The sequence below is a fragment of the Pantoea eucrina genome (assembly GCF_001691555.1).
Classification (GTDB): Bacteria; Pseudomonadota; Gammaproteobacteria; order Enterobacterales; family Enterobacteriaceae; genus Pantoea; species Pantoea borealis.
On record NZ_MAYN01000008.1, the window covers coordinates 416,364 to 433,224 of the forward strand.

The 16,861-nt window shown below is 58.5% G+C and carries 13 protein-coding genes; 10 read left to right on the forward strand and 3 right to left on the reverse strand.

All coding sequences use genetic code 11. The features are described from left to right. Nucleotides 1-12: 12 nt before the first annotated feature. The 8 genes from pilW (at nucleotide 13) to BBA90_RS08130 (ending at nucleotide 10,561) form a co-directional block, all read left to right on the forward strand. Nucleotides 13-747 carry a type IV pilus biogenesis/stability protein PilW gene (gene pilW, locus BBA90_RS08095; protein ID WP_065648682.1) on the forward strand — a complete coding sequence of 245 codons (735 nt, stop codon included), beginning with the start codon at nucleotides 13-15 and terminating at the stop codon, nucleotides 745-747. Beyond that, nucleotides 737-1,762: a cytoskeleton protein RodZ gene (gene rodZ / locus BBA90_RS08100; RefSeq protein ID WP_065648683.1), complete on the forward strand. Its 1,026-nt coding sequence runs from the start codon at nucleotides 737-739 to the stop codon at nucleotides 1,760-1,762. The genes pilW and rodZ overlap by 11 nt, the downstream gene beginning before the upstream one ends. A gap of 38 nt (nucleotides 1,763-1,800) precedes the next feature. Continuing rightward, nucleotides 1,801-2,922, forward strand: a complete 1,122-nt coding sequence (ispG, locus tag BBA90_RS08105) for a flavodoxin-dependent (E)-4-hydroxy-3-methylbut-2-enyl-diphosphate synthase (RefSeq protein WP_065648684.1) — start codon at nucleotides 1,801-1,803, stop codon at nucleotides 2,920-2,922. A 107-nt stretch (nucleotides 2,923-3,029) separates the two neighbouring features. Continuing rightward, the gene (hisS, locus tag BBA90_RS08110; RefSeq protein ID WP_065648685.1) at nucleotides 3,030-4,304 is read left to right on the forward strand and encodes a histidine--tRNA ligase; all 1,275 of its coding nucleotides are present in this window, start codon (nucleotides 3,030-3,032) and stop codon (nucleotides 4,302-4,304) included. A gap of 39 nt (nucleotides 4,305-4,343) precedes the next feature. Then, entirely contained in the window at nucleotides 4,344-4,961 is a 618-nt protein-coding gene (locus BBA90_RS08115; RefSeq protein ID WP_065648686.1) for a YfgM family protein, read from the forward strand. A gap of 19 nt (nucleotides 4,962-4,980) precedes the next feature. Continuing rightward, nucleotides 4,981-6,162 (forward strand): outer membrane protein assembly factor BamB, encoded by a 1,182-nt coding sequence (bamB, locus tag BBA90_RS08120; protein ID WP_065648687.1) that lies wholly within the window; start codon nucleotides 4,981-4,983, stop codon nucleotides 6,160-6,162. A 174-nt stretch (nucleotides 6,163-6,336) separates the two neighbouring features. After that, on the forward strand, nucleotides 6,337-7,821 hold the full coding sequence (gene der, locus BBA90_RS08125; protein WP_065648688.1) for a ribosome biogenesis GTPase Der: 1,485 nt from the start codon (nucleotides 6,337-6,339) through the stop codon (nucleotides 7,819-7,821). Between the two features lie 295 nt (nucleotides 7,822-8,116). Further along, nucleotides 8,117-10,561 carry a glucose/quinate/shikimate family membrane-bound PQQ-dependent dehydrogenase gene (locus tag BBA90_RS08130; protein WP_065648689.1) on the forward strand — a complete coding sequence of 815 codons (2,445 nt, stop codon included), beginning with the start codon at nucleotides 8,117-8,119 and terminating at the stop codon, nucleotides 10,559-10,561. 40 nt (nucleotides 10,562-10,601) lie between these two features. Here the strand turns inward: BBA90_RS08130 and BBA90_RS08135 are convergent, their stop codons facing one another. The 3 genes from BBA90_RS08135 to xseA all read right to left on the reverse strand — a co-directional run bounded on the left by BBA90_RS08135 (nucleotide 10,602) and on the right by xseA (nucleotide 13,412). Further along, the gene (locus tag BBA90_RS08135; RefSeq protein ID WP_065648690.1) at nucleotides 10,602-10,928 is read right to left on the reverse strand and encodes a protealysin inhibitor emfourin; all 327 of its coding nucleotides are present in this window, start codon (nucleotides 10,926-10,928) and stop codon (nucleotides 10,602-10,604) included. Continuing rightward, nucleotides 10,925-11,938, reverse strand: a complete 1,014-nt coding sequence (locus BBA90_RS08140) for a M4 family metallopeptidase (RefSeq protein ID WP_065648691.1) — start codon at nucleotides 11,936-11,938, stop codon at nucleotides 10,925-10,927. The genes BBA90_RS08135 and BBA90_RS08140 overlap by 4 nt, the downstream gene beginning before the upstream one ends. A gap of 97 nt (nucleotides 11,939-12,035) precedes the next feature. Beyond that, entirely contained in the window at nucleotides 12,036-13,412 is a 1,377-nt protein-coding gene (gene xseA, locus BBA90_RS08145) for an exodeoxyribonuclease VII large subunit (RefSeq protein WP_065648692.1), read from the reverse strand. A 169-nt stretch (nucleotides 13,413-13,581) separates the two neighbouring features. Here xseA and guaB point away from each other — a divergent pair, with 169 nt between their 5' ends. Beyond that, a complete protein-coding gene (guaB, locus tag BBA90_RS08150) occupies nucleotides 13,582-15,048 on the forward strand; it encodes an IMP dehydrogenase (RefSeq protein WP_065648693.1) in 1,467 nt (488 codons plus the stop codon). A 72-nt stretch (nucleotides 15,049-15,120) separates the two neighbouring features. After that, nucleotides 15,121-16,701 carry a glutamine-hydrolyzing GMP synthase gene (gene guaA / locus BBA90_RS08155; RefSeq protein ID WP_065648694.1) on the forward strand — a complete coding sequence of 527 codons (1,581 nt, stop codon included), beginning with the start codon at nucleotides 15,121-15,123 and terminating at the stop codon, nucleotides 16,699-16,701. The last annotated feature ends 160 nt before the right edge of the window (nucleotides 16,702-16,861 follow it).

A 16,861-nucleotide genomic window follows, 5' to 3' on the forward strand; every position in this document is an offset into this window, starting at 1 on the left:
AGGGAGAGCGCTATGTTAAAAGGATTAGGGATTGCCGTGGTGGCTGGCTTTGTTGTAACCGGGTGTGTCACTGGCTCGCCATCGCATCGCGCAGCGGATATTCGTCTGCAGCTGGGACTGCACTATCTGGCGGCGAACAATTTAGCCGCTGCTGAACGCAATCTGCTGCAGGCGCAGCGCGTTGCTCCTGAGGATTACCGCGTGCCCCTGGCGCTGGCGCGGGTCGCTCAGGCGCAGCAGAATAGTGTACAGACACGCCGGTACTACCAGCGGGCACAACAGTTAGCGCCCGCTAATGGTTATGTCGCTAACAATTACGGTGCGTTTCTCTGCGGATTAGGGCAGTATGGCGAAGCGCATCAACAGTTTAAGCTGGCAAATGCGGCACCAGAGAGCGATGCCCGTCAGGATGTCCTTCTGATTTCAGGCTATTGTTATCTGCAGGCGGGCAACGAGGCCGCCGGGCGCAAACTGCTGCTGCAGGCGCTGGAAACCGCACCTGAGCAGGGAAACTGGCTGCTGGAGGAGGGTGAACGGCAGCTGATGCAGCCGGCAGGAAACAGGCTTTCCGTGCTTTTAGAACTCTACCATCAGCGTCTGCCCGCAACGGCAGAGAGCCTGTGGTTACAGATACGTTTCGCCGCGCAACAGGGAAACGCTGCTGACGTTACACGTTATGGCGACCGGTTGGCGCGAAGTTTTCCACAATCGATACAGTACCAGCGTTATTTAGCTAATGAATACTGAAGCCACTCAAGAAAACTCTGCAGTACATTCCACAGGTGAACGCCTGCGTCTGGCCCGTGAGCAGATGGGGCTGACGCAGCAAAACGTCGCTGAGCGCCTGTGCCTGAAACTTTCCACCGTGCGGGACATTGAAGAGGATAAGTCGCCGGCCGATCTCGCGTCGACTTTTCTGCGCGGTTACATTCGTTCCTACGCCCGTCTGGTTCATGTACCGGAAGACGATCTGCTGCCGATGATGGCGAAGCAGGCACCGGTGCGCGCAGCTAAAATTGCGCCGATGCAGAGCTTCTCGCTGGGCAAGCGCCGCAAAAAGCGCGATGGCTGGCTGATGATCTTTACCTGGCTGGTGGCGTTTGTTGTTATCGGCCTGACCGGCGCCTGGTGGTGGCAGAATCATAAGGCCTCACAGGACGATCTGGTCTCGATGGCCGATCAGAACGGCAGCAGCGACAGTGGTCAGTCTATCCCGCTGGGCGATACCAGCACGGATAGCATGAGTGACAGCGACACCAATGCCGCGGGCACGCCGGTTGATAACGGAGCAGGGGCAGTGACGTCCCAGAGCAGCAGCACCGCAGGCAGCGCGGATAACAGCGCTAGCGCGCCGGCGGCCTCTTCTGCCGCCGCGGGCGACAACGCGGTGGTGTCTCCGTCGCAGGCGCCGGTTGATAACACGCCGCCAGCGGCCACCTCGCCGGCACCGGCCAATAGCGTTGCGGCCGGCAGCATGCCAACGGCGAATGCTGCTGTCAGCCAGCCCGCAGGCGATCCCAATGCTGTCGTCATGAATTTCAAAGCCGACTGCTGGCTGGAAGTCAGCGATGCAACCGGCAAAAAACTGTTCAGCGGGATACAGCGCAGCGGCGGCAAGCTCAGCCTCTCCGGCACACCTCCGTATCGTCTGAAAATTGGCGCACCGCGCGCGGTTGACGTGCAATATCAGAATCAGCCCGTTGATTTAAGTCGTTTTATCCGTAATAACCAGGTTGCCCGTCTGACGCTGGGTGCGCAATAACGCGCAGCGCGCTTTCCGGGGAATTGTGGAGAGAAAATATGCATAACGAAGCACCCATTATCCGTCGCAAATCAACGCGTATTTACGTCGGCAAGGTGCCAGTCGGCGATGGTGCACCCATCGCCGTTCAGTCCATGACCAACACCCGCACCACCGACGTGGAAGCCACGGTTAACCAGATCCGCGCGCTGGAGCGTGTGGGTGTGGATATCGTACGCGTCTCGGTGCCAACTATGGACGCGGCGGAAGCCTTTAAACTGATTAAGCAACAGGTCAACGTGCCGCTGGTAGCGGATATTCACTTTGACTACCGTATCGCCCTCAAAGTGGCAGAATATGGCGTCGACTGCCTGCGTATCAATCCGGGCAACATCGGCAACAACGAACGTATTCGTCAGGTAGTGGACTGCGCTCGCCACTATAACATCCCGATTCGTATCGGGGTGAATGCCGGTTCGCTGGAGAAAGATCTGCAGGAAAAGTATGGCGAACCCACGCCGCAGGCGCTGCTGGAATCCGCTATGCGCCATGTCGATCATCTTGATCGCCTGAACTTTGATCAGTTCAAAGTCAGCGTTAAAGCCTCTGACGTATTTCTGGCCGTAGAGTCTTACCGCCTGCTGGCGAAAGCGATTGATCAGCCACTGCATCTCGGGATCACCGAAGCGGGCGGCGCGCGTGCCGGCGCGGTGAAATCGGCCATCGGCCTCGGTCTGCTGCTGGCAGAAGGTATCGGTGACACGCTGCGTATTTCACTCGCGGCCGATCCGGTAGAAGAGGTGAAGGTTGGCTACGACATCCTGAAATCGCTGCGTATCCGTGCGCGCGGGATCAACTTTATCGCCTGTCCGACCTGTTCACGTCAGGAGTTTGACGTGATCGGTACCGTAAACGCACTGGAAGAACGGCTGGAAGATATTATTACGCCGATGGACGTCTCCATTATTGGCTGCGTGGTCAACGGTCCGGGCGAAGCGACCGTGTCGACGCTGGGCGTCACCGGTGGCAGCAAGAAAAGCGGTTTCTATGAAGATGGCGTTCGTCAGCGCGATCGTCTCGACAACGATGACATGATCGATCAGCTGGAAGCGCGCATTCGGGCCAAGGCATCCATGCTGGATGAGAGCCGCCGCATCAGCGTGCAGCAGCTGGAAAAATAATCAGGCGGTACGCGCCCGGCGCGTACCAGTTTATGAATGAACCTGTGCGGTTTCATCCTCATAAGGTATGATGCCGGACAGGTTTTTTTGTATTAAGAGATTTTAACGTGGCGAAGAATATTCAAGCGATTCGCGGGATGAACGACTTCCTGCCAGCCGATACCGCAATCTGGCAGCGTATCGAGGGCACCCTGAAGCAGGTGCTGGCCAGCTATGGCTACAGTGAAATCCGTCTGCCAATCGTCGAGCATACCCCACTGTTCAGCCGCGCCATTGGTGAAGTCACCGATGTGGTTGAAAAAGAGATGTACACCTTTGAAGATCGCAACGGCGAGAGCCTGACGCTGCGTCCGGAAGGCACTGCGGGCTGCGTGCGTGCCGGCATTGAACATGGCCTGCTCTATAACCAGGAGCAGCGCCTCTGGTATGTCGGACCGATGTTTCGCTATGAGCGTCCGCAGAAAGGGCGCTATCGCCAGTTTCATCAGATGGGCGTCGAAGTATTTGGCCTGCAGGGACCGGATGTTGATGCTGAGCTGATCATGATGACCGCTCGCTGGTGGAAAGCGCTGGGCATCGCCGATCACGTTGAACTGGAGCTGAACTCCATCGGCTCTCTGGCGGCGCGTGCAGACTATCGCAGTGCGCTGGTGGCGTTTCTGGAGCAGCATCAGGATGTGCTGGATGACGATTGCAAACGCCGTATGTACACCAATCCGCTGCGCGTGCTGGACAGCAAAAACCCGGAGATTCAGGCGCTGCTGAATGATGCGCCAACGCTGGGTGAGTTTCTTGATGAAGAGTCGCGTGCCCATTTCACCGGGCTCTGCGCGCTGCTGGATGATGCCGGTATTCGCTATCGCATTAACCAGCGTCTGGTTCGTGGTCTCGACTACTACAACCGCACTGTTTTTGAGTGGGTCACCAGCAGCCTCGGCTCGCAGGGTACCGTATGCGGCGGCGGGCGTTATGATGGCCTGGTCGAACAGCTGGGCGGACGTGCCACGCCAGCGGTAGGATTTGCCATGGGTCTGGAGCGGCTGGTGCTGCTGGTACAGGCGGTAAATCCGGAATTTGAACCGACGCGGGTTGTCGATGTCTATGTTATCGCTTCAGGGCAGGGCGTTCAGTCTGCGGCTATGCAGCTGGCGGAAACATTGCGTGATGCGAACCCGGCGCTGAAGCTGATGACCAACTTCGGCGGCGGCAACTTTAAGAAGCAGTTTGCCCGTGCAGACAAATGGGGCGCACGCATTGCGCTGGTGCTCGGCGAAGATGAAGTGAAAGCGGGCCAGGTGGTGATTAAAGATCTGCGCACCGGCGACCAGCAGACGCTGGCTCAGCAGGACGCCGCTGCGACGTTGCAGACGCTGCTGCAGTAAGCAGCACGCGGCAACAGCCATTTTAAGGAGAGGGATTGCGTGGAAGTTTACAGCAACGAGAATGAACAGGTTGATGCGCTGCGTCGCTTTTTTGCCGATAACGGCAAAGCGCTGGCGATTGGCGTGGTAGTAGGGATTGCGGCGCTGGGCGGCTGGCGCTACTGGAGCTCACAGCAGGACAACGCCGGTAAAGCCGTGTCAGCGCAGTATCAGCAGCTCACCAGCGCGATGCAGGCAGATAAACCCGAAAGCCTGGAGGCTGTTGCCAGCTTCGCCAGCGAAAACAGCAATACCTATGGTGCGCTGGCCGCGCTGGACCTGGCAAAACAGTACGTTGAGACCAGCCAGCTTGATAAAGCGATTGCGCTGCTGCAGAAAGGGTTGAGCGACACCAAAGATGCCAATCTGCAGGCGGTTATTAATCTGCGTCTGGCGCGTATTCAGCTGCAGCAGAAGCAGGCTGATGCCGCCCTGAGCACTCTGGATAACGTCAAGGGTGATGGCTGGAGCGCGATTGTGGCCGATATTCGCGGTGAAGCGCTGCTGAGCAAAGGCGACAAGCAGGGCGCGCGTGATGCCTGGAGTAAAGGCGCAGGTTCGCAGGCTTCTCCGGCACTGAAGCAGATGCTGCAGATGAAAATAGATAACTTAAGTTAAGCCAGACAAGAGAGCGCACATGGAATTACGTAAATACCTGCTGCCAGGGCTGATTTCCGTCACTCTGCTCAGCGGTTGCTCGCTATTCAGCGGCGAAGAAGATGTAGTGAAGATGGCTCCGCTGCCGAAAGTGGAAAATCAGTTCACGCCGGAGACTGTCTGGAGCACGTCAGTAGGTGACGGCATCGGCGATTTCTACTCCAACCTGCATCCGGCCTGGCTGGACGGCACCGTTTACGCTGCCGACCGTTTTGGCGTGGTGAAGGCGCTGGATGCCAGCAACGGTAAAGAGAAGTGGAAAGTCGATCTCTCTGAGAAGACTGGTTTCTTCTCGAAAAACATCTCTGCGCTGCTCTCCGGCGGCGTCACCGCCAGCGGCGATCGGATCTATATTGGCAGCGAGCGCGGGCAGGTATTTGCACTTAATAGCAGCGACGGCAGTCTGGCGTGGCAGACCAAAGTAGCCGGTGAAGCGCTGTCGCGCCCGGTGGTCAGCGATGGCCTGGTACTGGTTCACACCAGTAACGGTATGCTGCAGGGTCTGGATCAGAGCAGCGGTGCGGTAAAATGGACCGTAAACCTCGATATGCCGGCGCTCTCGCTGCGCGGTGAGTCTGCGCCTGCGGTCGCCTTTGGCGGCGCTATCGTTGGCGGTGATAATGGTCGCGTCAGCGCGGTGATCCTGAACCAGGGTCAGCTGATCTGGCAGCAGCGCATTTCACAGCCAAGCGGTGCGACGGAAATCGATCGTCTGAATGATGTCGACACTACGCCGGTTATCGTGAACGGTGTGGTCTATGCGCTGGCGTACAACGGCAACCTGACCGCGCTCGACCTGCGCTCAGGTCAGATCATGTGGAAGCGCGAAATCGGCGGCGTCAAAGATCTGATTGTCGATGCCGGACGCATCTACCTGGTGGATCAGGACGATCGCGTAATTGCGCTTAATGCCGATGGCGGCGTGGCGCTGTGGCGTCAGAGCGATCTGCTGCACCGTAACCTGACGGCGCCGGTGCTGTTCAACGGTTATCTGGTGGTGGCAGACAGCGAAGGTTACGTACACTGGATCAACACGCTGGATGGCCGCTTTGTGGCGCAGCAGAAGCTGGACAGCGACGGTTTCCAGACCGAGCCGGTTGTTGCCGGTGACAGGCTGCTGATTCAGGCGAAAGGTGGCGAGGTTTACGCCATCAGCCGTTAAGGTCAAAGCGTGCGGGAACGGACTTCCGTCATCAATTGCGGCTCCTGATTCGTCAGGAGCCGTTCTGTTTTTTATCAGGCGTGATATTCTAGGCGCCTTAAGCCTGAAGCGGGCGACAAATGTCGTTATACTCACGCCATTCGGGCGATTCATTTTTAAACTGAGGCAAGTGTTATGGTACCTGTGGTCGCGCTGGTTGGGCGTCCCAATGTGGGGAAATCCACGCTGTTTAACCGCTTAACGCGCACCCGTGATGCGTTAGTGGCCGATTTCCCTGGACTGACTCGCGATCGCAAATATGGTCGCGCCGAAGTGGAAGGGCGCGAATTTATTGTTATCGATACCGGCGGTATTGATGGCACCGAAGAGGGCGTGGAAAACCGCATGGCGGAACAGTCGCTGCTGGCGATTGAAGAAGCGGATGTGGTGCTGTTTATGGTGGATGCCCGCGCGGGCGTGATGCCGGCAGATCAGCAGATCGCCAATCATCTGCGCTCCCGTGAAAAAGCAACGTTCCTCGTGGCAAACAAAACGGATGGCCTGGATGCCGATGCCGCCGTGCTGGACTTTTACGCGCTAGGTCTGGGTGATATTCATCCGATTGCCGCGTCGCACGGTCGCGGCGTTACCTCGCTGCTGGAAACCGCGCTGCTGCCGTGGATGGACGTGGCAGACCCGCAGGAAGTCACCGAAGAGGATGAAAACGAAGCCTACTGGGCCGCGTTAGCCGCAGAAGAGAATGGCGAAGAGGCTGAAGAGGAAGAGGCGTTTGATCCGACCGGCCTGCCGATTAAGCTGGCTATCGTGGGCCGTCCTAACGTAGGTAAGTCAACGCTCACTAACCGTATTCTTGGTGAAGATCGCGTGGTGGTCTATGACATGCCAGGCACGACGCGTGACAGCATCTATATCCCGATGGAGCGTGACGAGCGGGAGTATATCCTGATCGACACCGCCGGGGTGCGCAAGCGTGGCAAGATCACCGATACCGTTGAGAAGTTTTCGGTGATTAAAACCCTGCAGGCGATTGAAGATGCTAACGTCGTGATGCTGGTGATTGACGCGCGTGCCGGTATTTCCGACCAGGATCTCTCGCTGCTGGGCTTTATTCTCAACAGCGGACGCTCGCTGGTGATCGTTGTAAACAAATGGGATGGTCTGTCGCAGGAAGTGAAAGATGAAGTGAAAGAGACGCTGGATTATCGTCTCGGCTTTATCGATTTTGCCCGCGTACACTTTATCTCGGCGCTGCACGGCAGCGGCGTAGGTAACCTGTTTGAATCCGTAACGGAAGCGTACGACTGCTCAACCAAACGCGTCAACACCTCTATGCTGACGCGCATTATGAACATGGCAGCAGAAGATCATCAGCCGCCGCTGGTACGGGGCCGTCGCGTTAAGCTGAAATACGCTCACGCCGGTGGTTATAACCCGCCTATCGTGGTCATTCACGGTAATCAGGTAAAAGATCTGCCTGATTCCTACAAGCGCTATCTGATGAACTACTTCCGCCGCTCGCTGAACGTGATGGGTACGCCAATCCGTATTCAGTTCAAAGAGGGTGATAACCCGTATGCCGGCAAACGTAATTTGCTGACGCCGACGCAGCAGCGCAAGCGCAAGCGTCTGCTGGCGCACCTGAAGAAGAATAAGCGTTAACTAAAAAAGAGCCCGCCGGGCTCTTTTTTTTTGCCTGTGATTTAACAGCCGCTTAGCACCGCAGATGTAGCAAAAATGCTATTGGCCGGTAAACCCTGCGTTATGATCGTTCACTTTTAATTGTACCATCTGGTACAATCCTGCCGCCTTATGGTGAGCTCGCCCTGATATACCGCGTTCTCATGCATGAGTGCGTGGTAGCGGGCTGCTTCGCAGTCCGTCATTAAATAAAGTGCTGCAGTGTCCCGCGACAGAGCCGGACAGGCGGCATGCAGTATTTTTCAGGAGAGTTTGTGTGAAGGCAGAACATTCCACTCGCCCCGGCAGGGGACTCAGTGCCTGGTCCGTGCTGTTCGGGTTGGTGCTGCTGGCGATCGGCCTGTTTTTCGCTATTGGCGGCGGTAAACTGGCGGCGCTGGATGGCAGTAAATACTTTCTGATTGCCGGTATCGTTATGATCGCGTCGGCGATCCAGTTTATCCGGCGCAAAGCGTCAGCGGTAACGCTGCTGGCGCTGGCGTTTATCGGTACCCTGATCTGGGCGGTGATGGATGCCGGCTGGCACTTCTGGCCGCTGGTTTCCCGGCTGATGGTGCCGGCAGGCCTGATGCTGTTTGCATTTCTGACGTGGCCTGCGCTGCGTAAAAGCGAAGGCAAAGCGCCGCTGGCAACGCTCTCTTATGCGCTGTCAGCGCTGATTGCGGCTGGCATGGTCGCCACCGTGGTGCAGATGTTTCAGCCGCATCCGACCGTGGCCTTTACCGGTTCACAGCTGCCGCTGATCCCGGCAGATAAAAGCAAACCGCAGCAGGACTGGAGCAGCTACGGCCGCACGCCGGAGGGCGATCGCTTTGCGGCGATTGACCAGATCACGCGTGACAACGTTAAGGAACTGCAGGTTGCCTGGACCTTCCATACCGGTGACACGCCGCTCAGTCCGACCGGCAATGGCGCTGAAGATCAGCAGACGCCGCTGCAGGTAGGCAACACGCTCTATCTCTGCACGCCGCATAACAATGTGATTGCAGTGGAAGCGGACAGCGGTAAGCAGATCTGGAAGCGTGAAATCAATGCGCAGGCGGAAGTGTGGAACCGCTGCCGCGGCCTGGCCTATTTTGACGCCACCAGACCGGTTACGCAGCCCACGCAGCCAGGCTCCACGCCGGTGCCGCCACCGGTACTGGCCGCAGGCGACAGCTGCCAGCGCCGTATCCTGATGAACACCATCGATGCGCGTCTTATCGCAATTAACGCCGACAACGGCGAGTTCTGCGCCAGCTTTGGCAACAACGGTGTGGTTGATCTGAAGCAGGGACTGGGCAAGGCGCCCGATCCGCTCTATCAGCTGACCTCCGCTCCGCAGGTTGCCGGTACTACCGTGGTAGTCGGCGGTCGCGTGGCGGATAACGTGCAGACCGATATGCCAGGCGGCGTACTGCGCGGCTTTGATGTGATCAGCGGTAAAATGCGCTGGGCGTTTGATCCGGGCAATGACGATCCGAATGCGGTACTGATGCCAGGCCAGGATTATACCCGCAGCACGCCAAACTCCTGGGCGCCGCTCTCCTACGATCCGGCAATGAACACCGTATTCCTGCCGATGGGCAGCTCGTCAGTGGATCTGTGGGGCGCGAATCGCACAAAGCTCGATCACACCTACGGTGCATCTATCCTCGCGCTGGATGCCACCACCGGCAAACAGAAGTGGGTCTATCAGACAGTTCACAACGACCTGTGGGACTTCGACCTGCCGATGCAGCCAAGCCTGGTCGACTTCCCGATGAAAGATGGCACCACCAAACCGGCGGTGGTCATCGGGGCAAAAACCGGCATGATCTGGGTGCTGGACCGCCTGACCGGCAAGCCGCTGACCAAAGTGGAAGAGCGGCCGATGCCGCAGGGCCACATCCCGAACGAGCAGTACACCAAAACCCAGCCGCACTCGGTTGAGATGCCCAATATCGGCAATCAGACGCTGACGGAATCCGATATGTGGGGCGCGACGCCGTTTGACCAGCTGGCGTGCCGTATCGCATTTAAAGGCATGCGCTATGACGGTCTGTTCACCGTACCGGACACGGACAAGTCGCTCAGCTTCCCGGGGTCTCTGGGTGGTCTGAACTGGGGCAGCATCTCATTTGATCCGAACAACCAGTATATGTTCGTCAATGATATGCGTCTCGGCCTGTGGGTGCAGATGATCCCGCAGGACACCAGCAAAGTGGCCCGCGGCAGCAACGGCGGTGAGTCGGTGAACACCGGTATGGGTGCCGTACCGCTTAAGGGCACGCCATATGCGGTGAACAAAAACCGCTTTATGTCGCCGCTCGGCATTCCGTGCCAGGCCCCGCCGTTTGGTACGCTGTCAGCCATCGACATGAAAACGCGCCAGATCGTCTGGCAGGTGCCGGTGGGTACCGTGCAGGATACCGGCCCGTTTGGTATCAAAATGCACGCGCAGATGCCGGTAGGGATGCCAACGCTGGGCGGTACGCTGGCGACGCAGGGCGGACTGGTGTTTATCGCCGGTACCCAGGACTACTACCTGCGCGCCTTTGACAGCTCAACCGGTAAAGAGGTGTGGAAAGCGCGCCTGCCGGTCGGCAGCCAGGGTGGCCCAATCAGCTATGTCTCGCCCAAAAATGGCAAGCAGTACATCCTGATCTCTGCCGGTGGCGCACGCCAGTCGCCGGATCGCGGGGATTATGTGATTGCCTACGCGCTGCCAGACAGCAAGTAAGAGCAGCAGGGCCGGCAGACAATGCCGGCCTTTTTTTTGCCTACTCCCCGTTCTGCCACAGCGCCTGCAGCGCTGGCGGCGCATCCTTCTCCGCCACATAAATCACAATGGCACCTGCTTCATGGTGAGTGGCGTAGGTGATCTGAATACGAAAATAGTGCTGATCGCCACTGCCTGTGGTGCTGGCTTGCTCCGCCTGCTCTCCGAAGGGCAGCGCCTGCTCCAGCACCTGACAGACCCGCTGTTTCTGCGGCTCCGGCAGCTGGGCCAGCGCAAAACGCCGCTCTTTACGCAATTTGGGGATAAAGGCGAAACCGCCCTCCCGCGCCAGCTCTATGATGGCGTCATCCGTCAGTTCTACGTTCACTTCACACCCACCTCTTGCCAGGCGGCCCTGATCTGCTCCGCGACCTGCCGATCAAAGCGTTTCGCCGCATGCTCAACGGTAAAGCGGGCAAAGGTGCTGAAATCAGCATCCTGCGGCAGGGTTTTGTCACACAGCGTGTCATACCATGCCTGGCCGGCGCGTTCCCACGCAAAGCCGCCCAGCGCGGTGGCCGCGAGATAAAACGCGCGGTTGGGAATGCCGGAGTTAAGATGCACGCCGCCGTTGTCATCACGCGTTTCGATATAGTGCGCCATATCCGCAGGCTGCGGATCTTTGCCCAGCAGCGGGTCATCATAGGCGGTGCCGGGTGCGGACATTGAGCGCAGACCGCTGCCGTTAATGCCTTTAGCCAGCAATCCTTCGCCGATGATCCAGTCCGCTTCCTCCGCGCGCTGCTGCCGCTGATACTGTTTTACCAGTGAGCCAAAGACATCAGACATCGACTCATTCAGCGCGCCCGCCTGCTGAAAGTAGATCAGTCCCGCTTCGCTTTCCGTGACGCCGTGCGTCAGTTCATGGGCGACCACGTCAATCGCGATGGTGAAGCGATTAAAAATCTCGCCGTCACCGTCGCCAAAGACCATCTGCTGGCCGTTCCAGAAAGCGTTCTGATAATTCTGGCCGTAGTGCACAGTACCGTCCAGCTTCAGCCCTTTGTTGTCGAGCGAATTACGCTGATAGACGTTCCAGAAAAAATCATAAGTGACACCCAGATAGTCCCAGGCTTCATCAGCGGCCACGTCGCCATTGCCGGGCTGACCTTCCTGACGAATCAGCGTGCCGGGCAGCGTCTGGCTATGCCCGGCATCAAAAATGGCGCGCAGTACCTCGCCTGGCCGGGCAATATCCGCCGGGGCGACAACGCGGTGCGGCTCCGCCATCAGCTGCTGAACGTGGGTAAGCGTACGGCGTGCCGACGCCTGTTGCGGCCCTGCACAGTTATCGATGATATTACGCAGAATATAGGGGGGGATTACGCTGTATGACATGCCGGACTCCCTGAGTGATGGGTATGCAAAGAGTATAGACCGGGGTCAGGCAGAGCAGGGGGGCGTGAAAGCAGGGAGAGCATCTCTCCCTGCTGGCTTAGTCAGATCGGCGGGATGTGCGGCGGCGCTTCAGCGGCGTGAGGGCAGTGACTTCGCTCTCTACCCAGCCATCCTGCAGCCGGGTGCGCAGCCTGTCGCCCGGCTGCAGCGGGGCGATCTGTTTTACGACTTCGCCCTGCGTATCGGTAGTAACGCTGAAGCCGCGCGCCAGCGTCGCCAGCGGGCTGACGCCCTCCAGCTGTGCCATCAGCGTGCCAAAGCGCTGGCGATCCTGCCCCAGCTGCTGCGTCATGCTCTGCTGCAGCCGGTAGTGCCAGTGCGTGAGCTGCTGCTGCGCGCGCAGGATGCGTCCCTGCGGCTGCTGCGCACTGAGCCGCTGCAGCAGCCGATCCTGCTGCCGCTGCGCGCTGCGCAGTTGCCGATCGGCGGCGGCGCCTAAGCGACGCTGCAGCTGAAACAGGGCGGTCTGCTGGCGAGCCAGGCGCAGCTGCGGATGCTGCTGCTGCAGGCGATGCTGAAGCTGGGTGAGATAACGCTGCTGCCCGGCAAGGTAGTAGTCCATCGCCATCTCCATGCGCTGCTGCTGTGACTGCAGCTGGCGCAGCAGTTCGACCTGATTGCGGCTGACGATCTCAGCGGCGGCAGAGGGCGTGGGCGCGCGTAAATCCGCGACAAAATCGGCAATGGTGACATCCGTTTCATGTCCCACGGCGCTGACCACCGGCAGGCGGCTGGCAAAAATCGCACGCGCCACGCGTTCATCGTTAAAGCACCAGAGATCTTCCAGCGAGCCGCCGCCGCGGCCGACAATCAGCACGTCACATTCGGCGCGCTGGTTGGCCAGTTCGATGGCACGCACGATGGCAGCTGGCGCATCGGCACCCTGCACCACGGTGGGGTAGATAACCACCGGTAATGAGGGATCGCGGCGGTGCAGCACGCGCAGCACATCATGCAGCGCGGCGCCGGTTGCGGAGGTGATCACCCCGACCTGACGGGCCGGATCGGGCAGCGGCTGCTTGAACTGCTGATCGAATAACCCTTCTGCGCTGAGCTGCGCTTTCAGCTGCTCAAACTGCTGCTGCAGCAGGCCTTCACCCGCCGGATGCATGCTTTCAACGATTAACTGATAGTCGCCGCGCGGCTCATACAGCGTGACGCTGGCCCGTACCAGCACCTGCTGCCCGTGCTGCGGACGGAACGTCACGCGCCGGTTGCTGTTGCGAAACATCGCACAGCGCACCTGGGCGCCATCATCTTTCAGCGTGAAGTACCAGTGGCCGGACGCGGGCTGCGTGAAATTGGAGATCTCAGCGCTGAGCCACACCAGGCCCATCTCATTTTCCAGCAGCGTGCGCACCGTGGTGTTGAGGCGGCTGACGGTAAAAATATTGGCGGTTGCAGGTAGCGACATGTGATGAAGATCAAATTTTAAATCAGAGGGTTAATCCATCGATACTACAGGGCTGCTGCGCAGGATCAAGACTTTTTCTGAAAAAGCAGTAGAGGCAATCGATTTCGTCCTGTATAATGCCGCGGCAATATTTTATCTGTTTTCAACGCCCCCAGGTGGAGATATTGCAATGCTAAGAATCGCGAAAGAAGCCCTCACATTTGACGACGTCCTGCTCGTTCCCGCTCACTCCACTGTATTGCCTAACACCGCTGACCTCAGCACCCAACTGACCAAAAACATCCGTCTGAACATTCCTATGCTCTCTGCTGCGATGGATACCGTGACCGAAGCGGGTCTGGCGATCGCGCTGGCACAGGAAGGCGGCCTCGGCTTTATTCATAAAAATATGTCGATTGAGCGTCAGGCTGATGAAGTGCGTAAGGTGAAAAAGCATGAAAGTGGCGTGGTAACAGAGCCGCAGACCGTGCTGCCGACCACGACGCTGGCGGAAGTGAAAGAGCTTACCGACCGTAACGGCTTCGCCGGCTATCCGGTCGTCAATGCGGGCAACGAGCTGGTGGGGATTATCACCGGTCGCGATGTGCGCTTTGTGACCGATCTGACGCTGCCGGTTACCGCGGTCATGACGCCGAAAGAGCGTCTGGTCACGGTAAAAGAGGGTGAGGCGCGCGAAGTGGTGCTGCAGAAGATGCACGAAAAGCGCGTTGAAAAAGCGCTGGTCGTGGATGAGAGTTTCCACCTGCTGGGCATGATCACCGTAAAAGATTTCCAGAAAGCTGAACGTAAACCCAACGCCTGTAAAGATGCGCAGGGCCGTCTGCGCGTGGGCGCGGCGGTGGGTGCCGGCGCCGGTAACGAAGAGCGCGTGGATGCGCTGGTTGCCGCTGGCGTTGACGTGCTGCTGATTGACTCTTCGCACGGCCACTCCGAAGGCGTGCTGCAGCGCATTCGTGAAACCCGCGCCAAATATCCCGATCTTGAAATCATTGGCGGCAACGTTGCCACCGGTGCCGGTGCCCTGGCGCTGGCTGAAGCGGGCGTGAGCGCGGTGAAAGTGGGTATCGGTCCGGGCTCTATCTGTACCACCCGTATCGTGACCGGCGTAGGCGTACCGCAGATCACCGCTGTTTCTGACGCCGTGGCGGCGCTGGAAGGCACCGGTATTCCGGTCGTGGCTGATGGCGGTATCCGCTTCTCCGGCGATATCGCTAAAGCGATCGCCGCAGGCGCAGCCGCTGTGATGGTGGGCTCCATGCTGGCCGGTACCGAAGAGTCTCCGGGCGAGATCGAACTCTACCAGGGCCGCGCCTTTAAATCCTACCGCGGCATGGGCTCGCTCGGCGCAATGTCCAAAGGTTCTTCTGACCGTTACTTCCAGACTGACAACGCCGCAGACAAGCTGGTACCGGAAGGCATTGAAGGCCGCGTTGCTTATAAAGGCCGCCTGAAAGAGATCGTTCATCAGCAGATGGGTGGCCTGCGCTCCTGCATGGGCCTGACCGGCTGCGCGACCATTGATGACCTGCGTACCAAAGCGGAGTTTGTTCGCATCAGCGGCGCCGGTATCAATGAGAGCCACGTGCACGATGTGACCATCACCAAAGAGTCACCGAACTACCGCATGGGTTCCTGATCCCTGAAGATTTCCCGCCCGGCTCTGGCCGGGCGCTTTTATTGTTAAGTCCCTTCCACTGGAAATGCCTCAATGACGACTGAAAATATTCATAAACATCGTATCCTGATCCTCGATTTTGGTTCGCAGTATACGCAGCTGGTTGCGCGCCGCGTGCGTGAGCTGGGCGTCTACTGCGAACTCTGGGCGTGGGATGTCACCGAAGAGCAAATCCGTCAGTTCAACCCAAACGGGATTATCCTGTCAGGTGGCCCTGAGAGCACCACCGAGCTGGACAGCCCGCGTGCGCCTGAGTATGTCTTTAACGCCGGCGTGCCGGTGCTGGGCGTCTGCTACGGCATGCAGACCATGGCGATGCAGCTGGGCGGCAAGGTTGAAGGCTCAAACGAGCGCGAGTTTGGCTATGCGCAGGTGGAAGTCACCACCCAGAGTGCGCTGGTGCGTGATATCGAAGATGCGATCAGCGCCGCCGGCAAGCCGCTGCTGGATGTCTGGATGAGCCACGGTGATAAAGTCACCGCGATCCCGGCTGACTTCGTCACCGTTGCCAGCACTGAAACCTGTCCGTTTGCCATCATGGCCAATGAAGAGAAGAAGTTCTATGGCGTGCAGTTCCATCCGGAGGTGACGCACACCCGTCAGGGACTGCGCATGCTGGAACGCTTTATCCGCGATATCTGCGGCTGTGAAGCGCTCTGGACGCCGGCGAAAATTATTGAAGACGCCGTTGAACGTATCCGCCAGCAGGTGGGCAGCGACCGCGTGATCCTCGGCCTTTCCGGCGGCGTTGACTCCTCGGTAACCGCCATGCTGCTGCACCGCGCCATCGGCGATCGCCTGACCTGCGTATTTGTTGATAACGGTCTGCTGCGCCTGAATGAAGCAGAGCAGGTCATGGATATGTTTGGCGATCATTTCGGTCTGAACATTGTCCATGTACCGGCGGAAGCGCGTTTCCTGGATGCGCTGGCGGGTGAAAACGATCCGGAAGCCAAACGTAAAATCATCGGCCGCGTATTTGTCGAAGTGTTCGATGAAGAAGCGCTGAAGCTGACCGAAGTGAAGTGGCTGGCGCAGGGCACTATCTATCCGGATGTGATTGAGTCTGCCGCCTCTGCCACCGGCAAAGCGCACGTGATCAAATCGCACCATAACGTGGGCGGCCTGCCGAAAGAGATGAAGATGGGCCTGGTTGAGCCGCTGAAAGAGCTGTTCAAAGATGAAGTGCGCAAGATCGGCCTTGAGCTGGGTCTGCCGTACGACATGCTCTACCGTCACCCGTTCCCGGGTCCGGGTCTCGGCGTGCGCGTGCTGGGCGAAGTGAAGAAAGAGTACTGCGATCTGCTGCGCCGCGCCGATGCCATCTTTATTGAGGAGCTGCGCAAAGCGGATCTCTACAATAAAGTGAGTCAGGCGTTTACCGTGTTCCTGCCGGTGCGCTCCGTCGGCGTGATGGGCGACGGCCGTAAGTATGACTGGGTCGTCTCACTGCGTGCGGTGGAAACCATCGACTTTATGACCGCACACTGGGCGCATCTGCCATACGACTTCCTGGGCCGCGTCTCCAACCGCATCATCAATGAAGTCAGCGGCATCTCCCGCGTGGTGTATGACATCTCCGGTAAGCCACCGGCGACGATTGAGTGGGAATAACCTCGTCCTGACACAAAGCCCGCGCGTGCGGGCTTTTTTTATGGCTGCAACACAGCGCAGCGCAGCGCACGATGATGTGTTTGCCGGCGCGTTGCGGGCCAGCGCATAGTTGGTGAATAAACAGGCGCCGTTTTGCTGCATAATAGCGCACTCTTTTTCT

Coding starts and splice junctions, on each gene's coding strand:
- pilW (WP_065648682.1), top strand. CDS start 13: ATGTTAAAAGGATTAGGGATTGCCGTGGTGGCTGGCTTTGTTGTAACC.
- guaB (WP_065648693.1), top strand. CDS start 13,582: ATGCTAAGAATCGCGAAAGAAGCCCTCACATTTGACGACGTCCTGCTC.
- xseA (WP_065648692.1), bottom strand. CDS start 13,412: ATGTCGCTACCTGCAACCGCCAATATTTTTACCGTCAGCCGCCTCAAC.
- BBA90_RS08140 (WP_065648691.1), bottom strand. CDS start 11,938: ATGTCATACAGCGTAATCCCCCCCTATATTCTGCGTAATATCATCGAT.
- ispG (WP_065648684.1), top strand. CDS start 1,801: ATGCATAACGAAGCACCCATTATCCGTCGCAAATCAACGCGTATTTAC.
- bamB (WP_065648687.1), top strand. CDS start 4,981: ATGGAATTACGTAAATACCTGCTGCCAGGGCTGATTTCCGTCACTCTG.
- rodZ (WP_065648683.1), top strand. CDS start 737: ATGAATACTGAAGCCACTCAAGAAAACTCTGCAGTACATTCCACAGGT.
- guaA (WP_065648694.1), top strand. CDS start 15,121: ATGACGACTGAAAATATTCATAAACATCGTATCCTGATCCTCGATTTT.
- der (WP_065648688.1), top strand. CDS start 6,337: ATGGTACCTGTGGTCGCGCTGGTTGGGCGTCCCAATGTGGGGAAATCC.